This window comes from Bacillus sp. sid0103, from assembly GCF_019219025.1.
This window is the reverse complement of the sequence record NZ_JAHUWN010000110.1, coordinates 1-481: the sequence shown is the minus strand read 5'-3', so window position 1 is coordinate 481 and position 481 is coordinate 1. Positions and strand designations below refer to the sequence as shown.

The following is a 481-nucleotide window of genomic DNA, read 5'->3' as shown; positions in this document are numbered from 1 at the left end:
TGCAATATTTACATCTGCAGCCGCTTAGAGTACCATTCTGGTTTTTACTTGTAATGTTAATTACTTCTTTAGTAATTCTGGAAACTCTTCCTAAGCATGAGGATTCCCTCATGCAGAAACCGGCTAAGACTAAGATATCACTTGGAGTGCCTAATAGTATTCGTTCACATTTTTGGTCATTTGCTGCACTGCCAATCTTTACTGTTTTCACAATTCAAGGAATTGCGTTATCCCTAATACCTTCTTTCGTCAGAAATGTCATTCACACTTCAAATCTTGCCTTTTCAGGGATTATAGTCTTGTTGCTTCTTGGAGGAGGGGCTTTGGCTCAGTTCGTTCCTTGGCCGAGTCATCCAGTCTCACGGATGCGCTTTGGAATCTTCCTACTTGCTATTGGATCATGGGGCATTGTATTTTCTGGTCTGACAGCGAATTTATTTTTGGTATGGGCCAGCATATTCATTCAAGCAATTGGCGGTGG

Annotated in this window: 1 pseudogene; it reads left to right on the top strand. The window is 41.4% G+C overall.

Annotated elements, in window-relative coordinates:
* Nucleotides 1-110: 110 nt before the first annotated feature.
* A pseudogene (locus tag KW850_RS32700) lies at nt 111-481 on the top strand (MFS transporter); the annotation flags it as partial.